Origin of the sequence: Nocardia sp. SYP-A9097 (assembly GCF_009649815.1) — a bacterium.
Taxonomy (GTDB): domain Bacteria; phylum Actinomycetota; class Actinomycetes; order Mycobacteriales; family Mycobacteriaceae; genus Nocardia.
The window spans coordinates 1-6,971 of record NZ_WJIC01000064.1 but is presented as its reverse complement, the minus strand read 5'-3'; the positions used below and the strand labels follow the sequence as shown (position 1 = coordinate 6,971).

Annotated in this window: 8 protein-coding genes; 4 read left to right on the top strand and 4 right to left on the bottom strand. The window is 63.3% G+C overall.

The features are described 5' to 3' along the window. Positions 1 to 235 precede the first annotated feature (235 nt). Positions 236 to 589: a hypothetical protein gene (locus tag GFY24_RS40660; RefSeq protein ID WP_153810443.1), complete on the bottom strand. Its 354-nt coding sequence runs from the start codon at positions 587 to 589 to the stop codon at positions 236 to 238. Between the two features lie 221 nt (positions 590 to 810). Continuing rightward, complete coding sequence (locus GFY24_RS40655) at positions 811 to 1,134, bottom strand: hypothetical protein (RefSeq protein WP_153810442.1); 324 nt, start codon at positions 1,132 to 1,134, stop codon at positions 811 to 813. Between the two features lie 207 nt (positions 1,135 to 1,341). Here GFY24_RS40655 and GFY24_RS40650 point away from each other — a divergent pair, with 207 nt between their 5' ends. The 3 genes from GFY24_RS40650 to GFY24_RS40640 all read left to right on the top strand — a co-directional run bounded on the left by GFY24_RS40650 (position 1,342) and on the right by GFY24_RS40640 (position 3,864). After that, entirely contained in the window at positions 1,342 to 1,884 is a 543-nt protein-coding gene (locus GFY24_RS40650) for a hypothetical protein (protein WP_153810441.1), read from the top strand. A 210-nt stretch (positions 1,885 to 2,094) separates the two neighbouring features. Further along, entirely contained in the window at positions 2,095 to 2,760 is a 666-nt protein-coding gene (locus GFY24_RS40645) for a class I SAM-dependent methyltransferase (protein WP_153810440.1), read from the top strand. A 720-nt stretch (positions 2,761 to 3,480) separates the two neighbouring features. Continuing rightward, on the top strand, positions 3,481 to 3,864 hold the full coding sequence (locus GFY24_RS40640) for a hypothetical protein (protein ID WP_228567164.1): 384 nt from the start codon (positions 3,481 to 3,483) through the stop codon (positions 3,862 to 3,864). A 57-nt stretch (positions 3,865 to 3,921) separates the two neighbouring features. On the opposite strand, the gene GFY24_RS43175 is transcribed toward GFY24_RS40640, so the two are convergent. Both GFY24_RS43175 and GFY24_RS43170 read right to left on the bottom strand, forming a co-directional pair. Further along, positions 3,922 to 4,044 (bottom strand): hypothetical protein, encoded by a 123-nt coding sequence (locus GFY24_RS43175; RefSeq protein ID WP_255458900.1) that lies wholly within the window; start codon positions 4,042 to 4,044, stop codon positions 3,922 to 3,924. A 306-nt stretch (positions 4,045 to 4,350) separates the two neighbouring features. Beyond that, a complete protein-coding gene (locus GFY24_RS43170) occupies positions 4,351 to 4,473 on the bottom strand; it encodes a hypothetical protein (protein WP_255458899.1) in 123 nt (40 codons plus the stop codon). A 765-nt stretch (positions 4,474 to 5,238) separates the two neighbouring features. Between GFY24_RS43170 and GFY24_RS40635 the strand changes: the two genes are divergently transcribed. Further along, positions 5,239 to 6,464, top strand: a protein-coding gene (locus GFY24_RS40635; protein ID WP_153810439.1) for an IS3 family transposase whose coding sequence is annotated in 2 segments (ribosomal slippage) — positions 5,239 to 5,548 and positions 5,548 to 6,464 — 1,227 coding nt in all. Because the reading frame shifts where the segments join, the coding sequence is not laid out codon by codon here. Positions 6,465 to 6,971 lie beyond the last annotated feature (507 nt).

Here is a 6,971-nt window from a genome sequence, read left to right as displayed (position 1 = left end):
ATCCGCCCATTGTGGCCTTCGGCCACCGCGGTGCTTGTCCTGGTCATGAAATATCGATCCGTCTCTCGCCCTGCGTCTGCCCGATTGGCTCCGAGCCGGTGGACTCACCTCACCCTGACACGCAGGGACCAGGCGCGCGAGCAGCGACTCTTCGACAGGATCCATTAACCTTCCTGACATTTGACTGCGGACTCCTACTGGGTTGCGTCGCCGCGCATGTAGGCGGCATCGGACGTTATGACACTGATCGACTGCTCGGCGGAAGGCGGTCAGTCGGGCCAAGGATGTCCAGCCGCACATCGAAGACGAAACGCGGATGGTCCGGCCCGCCGGACAGCCACCAGGTACTTACTGTCGCGATATCGCCGTTGATGTCCTCGATCGTGCACTCGACGCTGGTCGGGCAGGGATATTTGGGTGCTGTGTGCAGGCCGTCGAAGTACGCGGTCTTGCCGACCAGTTGATGGGGTCGGCCGTGTGCGTCGACGAGTTCGACCAGAACGATGCCCGGTTGAGGATCGTCCGTCAGCAAACAAACGGCGATGGCGGGCAGTTCGCAGCCATCACCCGTACCCAAGATCGGTTCCACCGCAGCACCATATCGGTCAATTACGCCACCGGCGGATCGAAGCAAATTCGCCATTCGGTGCGAACCTGCACGCCAGTGGTCCGAGATGAGCTCTGGCTGTGGTCTTCCGGCAGGCGCCAGACGGACATTTCGAGAAGCCGCGGTGGCCGTTCCGAACAGCGCGGTATGCGGTGCGGGCTCAGGCGGTCATCAGTCGATTCTTCGTTGTCGGCGCCCCCGGCTCAATGCCAGTCGGTGGTCACCGGAATGAGAACATCCAACCGGACATCGAAGGCGAAGGGTATGCCTCTTCGGCTGATCGTCCACCAGGGGCTGATCGTAGCGATCTCGCCGTTGATCTCCTCGATTGCACACCGAATTCCCGTGGGGCGCGGGTAGGTCGATGTCGGCAACAGGTCGGCTCCGAAGATCGCACACTTGTCGATCAGCCAGTGGGGGCGACCAAGAGCATCGACGAACTCGACAAGAACCAACCCCGGTTGTGGCTCATCGCAAAGCCAGTAGGCAGCGGTGGCCGGTAGTTCACACTTGTCGCCCACGGCCAAGTTGGATGTCATGGCCGGACCCTACCGACGAGGCGCTGCGAACGCGATTCCAACGGGCAACAGTAGGCCGTACGGCACTGTGCCCGTTGGCCTTCCAACTCCACACTGCAGCCGGTACCGATAGCGCACCATGCGGTAGATCAGTGCATCCGACCGGTGTGCTGTGAGTGACCACTATCGTGCAGGAGCCGCGCGGCAGTGCTTTAGTTGATCGACGCGAAAGATGGAGTGAGCGTGGCGATCTGCTTCGAACTATTGATCAACTTCGGCGACGACATGGACGCGGCACGATCGGCAGTACTTGCGTGCACCAACCACGGATCACAAACACTGACTGCGGGCGATCGACGCATTCCCTTCCATACGCCAGTACCGCGCATGGTCGGTACACACTGCGAGTTGTCGGTGGTACCTGTCGGGGTCAGGTACGGCGTCGTATCGGACGGCCCCAGAATCGCTCTCACCGCGGCGGAGTTGACCGACCTCGGTAACAGCCTGTACTCACTACTCGCCACGTTCGACGGCTACATCGCTGCACAGGTCGGCTGGAACCCCGACGATTTCGTCGACCCTGCCGAACTCGCGGACGAGTATCTGGGCGAGTTGCGTGACGGAGCGTTGGATGGTCTCGTGCTGTCCGATGCTCTCCATGCCGAATTCGGTTTGGGCGAGAACTATGCGGTCTTTCGACCGGGATACCGATGGATACCGTGGCGCGGCCAACAACACGGCAGCGTGACAGCCGACTGATTCCTCAACCCTTCGTGCGGGTTCGGCAGTTCAGTGCGTTCGGCCCGGCCGAGATCGCCTCGGCGCGTTGATCTTCGGCCCTGCCGAGTGGCCGTTTCGAACCGCGCGACTCGGCATGTGCTGATGCTGGAATCGTCTGTGACGCAGCCGGCTAGGACTGAACCGGCGAATCCCTTCGCACGGGTTCTCGAGTAGTCTGCATTTGTGGGGATGGGTCGCAACACCGACAGCTGGCTCGATGACACGCGCATGTCGTACGACACCATCGCGAACACCTACGCGGACCTCACACGCGACCTTCTCGATGAAACACCCGAAGAGCGCGCAGCCTTGGCGGCCTTCGCCGATATCGTGCACGCCCAGGGCGGAGGGCGGGTTGCGGATGTGGGTTGCGGGGCGGGGCGAATTACCGCTCACCTGTGCCAACTGGCTGTGGATGCGTTCGGAATCGACCTGTCGCCCAAGATGATAGAAGTGGCCCGCCGTGATCACCCGGGACTGCCGTTCGAGGTCGGCTCCATGACCGATCTCGCCCTCGCGGACGCCTCGATCGCTGGCCTGGTCGCGTGGTACTCACTGATCCACATCCCCGACGACGAGCTCGCTACCGTGCTCGCACAATTCCAGCGGGTGCTTCGCCCGGGCGGCGCACTGCTCCTCGGCTACCACGTCGGCGACGAGTCACAGTTGAAGACTCAGGGCTACGGCGGGCACCCGATGCGCCTCCTCGTCCATCGTCGCCAGCCCATCCGAATGCGCGCGTGGCTCAACGACGCTGGCTTCGTCGTCGAGTCAGACACAACGGTGACCTCGGCCGAAAGTCCGCGCGGCGGGATGATCCTCGCGCGTCGCAAGATCACCGCGCGCGAAAACTGAACCTCTACTTCCGAAGCATCGACGGTCTCCCAGCCAACATCATCGATGCGGCCCTGAAGCGTCCCGCATTCGGCAATAGCGGACGTTCTGCGCCGCACCAGGTTCCGGGCGCCGGCGCCACCTGAGGGTGCGACAACACCGCCATCTACCGCTGCGAGTCACACTTTTCGGCGCACGTCGAAGTTGCGGTGCTGGGGTATACCCCAAAACGACGGATCGATCTCCGCACAGCTCGTCCTGAGCTGGAGGTACGGCGCTGCATGTCAGTGGTTACCACCGGTGGGGGCAGCATCGGGTTCTGGCCCTGACACAGTGAGATGGTGTCTTTACCCTTCACCGCGGACGGCGATTTCCAGGTTTGGCGGTACGGCGTGGGCCACCGCCAGTTGCTGCTGCGGACTGGGGTGGTGCCTTCGAGTACACCGCGATCCATTTTGAAGACGTGCAGCGGATGGAGTTGGATCGTCGCATGCCACACAGTCAGCGCTCGGCGATTCCGGCGAGAAGGTGACGAAGCCAAGACTGACGACAATTGGGGATGCTGGGAGCGTGCCAGCTACTCCGAGCACGCGGTGGGCGGTCTGCCTGCTGAAGCTGGCGAGATGGACTTCGGGCGGCCGTTTGCCCGCAGATTCGCCCCGGAAAACGCACCACAGCACGGTTTCCGCCGCCACGACAAAGTCGAGCATGACTGGCCCGAGCCTCCCAGGGGATTCTGCGATGACCCCGCGGCACAAGGAGTTTCGCGAGGCCATGCGGCTCATGCGGCGCCACAACCCACAACTGCGAGAAGACGGATTTCAACTCCTTCTTCTGCATGCCGGCGAGCATCTCGATGACCTCATCGAAGAGTTCGAGCAAGAGCAAAACCAAGGATTGCGGTGCTGGTTGCTCGAACTGATCGCAGAAGCGCAATCACCCAACGCCCTGTCTGTTCCTGCGGCCGAGCTGGACAACCAAGACATATCGCTTCGAGACTGGGCGGTCAGAGGCCTACAGAGACTGAACAGCCACGAGGCGCGCACGCTGCTCTGGCAGGCACGAGCCAACGGCACCATCCCTGAAGACGAGCACCCTCCCCGACAGACGCGCCCGAAGAACTGACACTCCGACCACCCATGACGGTTACAAGGCGCACGACAAGTCCCTCGCGGTCGCGGTCTACAACGTGGTGGCACCGGTCATCGACACCATCTCGGCCCCACCCGCACCCGGCGCGCCCGCTCCCGAGATCACGGTCAACGCCACGACCGCTCCACCCGCATCCTCGTCATCTGCACCCACGACAACGAAGTAAGACGCCTTCGCCGCACGTGCAGGGATGAGTAGGTCGAAACGCACTGAAGGCGTCCGATCGCCGGACGCCTTCAGCCGGTATGCCGTCGTCCCATGTCGGGTCTATGGCCCGCCCATGTCGGGCGTAGTTCGGGCATCGCGCCCTTCCTCATAATGAATGCTTCGGGCTCCTGGCCCACTCGAGGATCTAACCCGTCCTCGCTCCCTCTTCCGCCTGGCCTGAAGTGGGGTCACGCGGGTACTGCTGCCGGCGCGGGCTAGCTAGGCCCGATGCCGGTTGACCGCACCGGGTAGCTATCCCAGCAAGCGGTCGGTGATGTCCTGGACGAAGCGGCCGATCGCGAGGACCAAAGGTCCCCACTTCGCCGCTCTGTCCTTCCACTTGTCCCGCTTGCCGCGGGGCTCATGTTCGGGCATCTCCACACTTCCTGTCCCGGAGCAACAGCGCCCCGTACGGGGGCGCCGTGTCTGCCGGTGCAGAACATGCGGCAGTCAATGTACTCGAACATCTGAGTGAATTCGTGCACTGACCGGCGTGTCTCGCCGAGATCTGAAGCAGTGCCCGGTATGCCGCGAACGGCCTGATGTCGCCCATGGGCGACATCAGGCAAAGATTCCGATCGTCTCCGACCGGCTGCCAGCGGGGGACGTTTCGGTGTACGGCGATCTGCGCCCTGCCGGGCGGAGCTATCACGGATCGGACTCCCCCAGAGCCAGTTCGGAGGAACTCAACTACCAAAAACCTTGGGAGTTCACGCCTTGCGTTTCCGGCAAACTCGGACCGGTGAGCGAGAGGCGCTGCGCTGAAATGAAAGTCGGGCTACCACACCTGACAGCTGATGTTGCACCCCGCGCGCGGTACCGACTTCGGTCCCTTCCAACTGGCCTCATAGTGGCCCCAAATGGCCCCCCACTGTCACCAGAGATCAGGGAACCATGAAGCAATGACGACACAGCGACTCGCTCCGCATCCGGCGGCACCTTGTTCAGGCCGGGTCTCCGAGGAAGCCGTCAGCGTCAAGAACTTTCGTGCGGTTGCAACATGCCCCAGCAGATGCGGTACAGAACGATTCGCCCCACGCCGTGGCTCACAAATCCGGCCAGCGTCTTCAGGCCTTGCCCCTGGGTGATGGACACGCTTGATCTTGGTCTCAGACCAGGGAAAGCGAGAAGATCTACCCGATGACAAGGAAGAACTACACCGAAGAGTTCCGCCGCGACGCGGTCGCGCTCTACCGCGACACCGCTGGCGCGACCGTGGCCGCGATCGCTACCGACCTCGGCATTTCCCATGGCTCGCTGACCGCGTGGCTCAAAAACGCCGGGGTCGCGATCCGGAAACCTCGAACAACTCCGGTCCTCGGGCCGACCGGCGAGGAGACCCCCGAGCAAGAAGTCGCCCGCCTGCGGGCCGCGCTCACCCATGTCAAGGCAGAGAAAACCAAGCTCGAGACCGAACGAGACATCCTGCGATCGGCAGCCAAATATTTCGCCGGCGAGAGGAACTGGTGACCCGCTTCCAGTTCGTCGCCGACCACTCCGACACCTACCCGGTGAAGCGGTTATGCCAGGTCATCGACATCGCCCGGTCGTCGTACTACGCGTGGATCAACGCCGCCGACAAACGCACCGCCCGCGCCGACGCCGACGCTGAACTCGCCGCCGAGATCCGTGCGGTCCACGACCAGGACACCACCTGCGGGCGGCCCCGGATCACCGCCGAACTCAACGACGGCCGACCAGCCGACCAGCCGATCAACCACAAACGCGTCGCAAGAATCATGCGCGAGAACAACATCGAGGGGCTGCGGCTGCGCCGCCGACACCGCACCACCGTGCCCGAACCCGCCGACACCCCGTCGCAAGACCTGGTACGCCGTGATTTCACCGCCACCGCACCGAACACCACATACGTCGGTGACATCACCTATCTGCCGTGCGGAGACGGCGCGTTCTTGTATCTGGCCACCGTGATCGACTGCTTCTCCCGTCGCCTGGTCGGGTGGTCGATCGCCGATCACATGCGTACCGAGCTCGTCGAAAACGCCCTGGTCGCCGCCGCTCTGACCCGCGGCAGTATTGCTGGGTCGATCTTCCATTCCGACCACGGAAGTCAGTACACCGCAAAGGATTTCGCCGCACTCCGCACGACTCTGGGCGTCACCCAATCGATGGGGGCGGTGGGCACGAGCGCCGATAATGCCCTCGCGGAATCGTTCAACGCGACCCTGAAACGGGAGACATTGCAAGGCGCTCCCCGGTGGGAATCACCTCGCGCGGCACGGCTGGCGGTGTTCCGGTGGATCACCCGCTACAACACCCGACGAAGGCACTCCTACTGCGACTACCTCAGCCCCGCTGACTACGAATCCGCTCACGCACCCGATAACATGGCTCAAGCCGCGTAATCACAAATCCCGTGTCCAGTATCCGGGGGCAAGGCCCGTTCTCTAATCGATCAGATGCCGGACAGGCACTGAGTGGTCAGTCCCAACGCACGTGCTGCGCTGTAGCCGGTGGGACCGATACCCGACGGACCACGGCCGAGTCCATCCATAACGGGTTCGCACGCCGGTGTAGTACAAGCCGCGTCGAATCCGCAGCACGCTGCCTCGCGCGGCGGCCCGCGACAGCGCCGAATACGCGGCGGCCCGGGTACCGGGAAGGTCCCGGGCCCGCACGAACCTGTCAGGAGCCCACTGGGCGAGCACGCGAGCGGTGCTGGTATGTGCGACCCCATCCGGCAGGGACCCATGTGCGGTGGGCCGCGGGCCGTCCCGTGTCCACCACTTAGACCGCGTCTGAGAACTCGGTTATCGGCGTGCGAGGCGGCGTGACATAACGGCGATCATGGCGATGTGGATCATCGTTTCGTGGTGGTCGGGTCTGGTCTCGTAGTCGCGCACGCAGCGGCG

Coding starts and splice junctions, on each gene's coding strand:
- GFY24_RS40645 (WP_153810440.1), top strand. CDS start 2,095: ATGGGTCGCAACACCGACAGCTGGCTCGATGACACGCGCATGTCGTAC.
- GFY24_RS40640 (WP_228567164.1), top strand. CDS start 3,481: ATGACCCCGCGGCACAAGGAGTTTCGCGAGGCCATGCGGCTCATGCGG.
- GFY24_RS43170 (WP_255458899.1), bottom strand. CDS start 4,473: ATGCCCGAACATGAGCCCCGCGGCAAGCGGGACAAGTGGAAGGACAGA.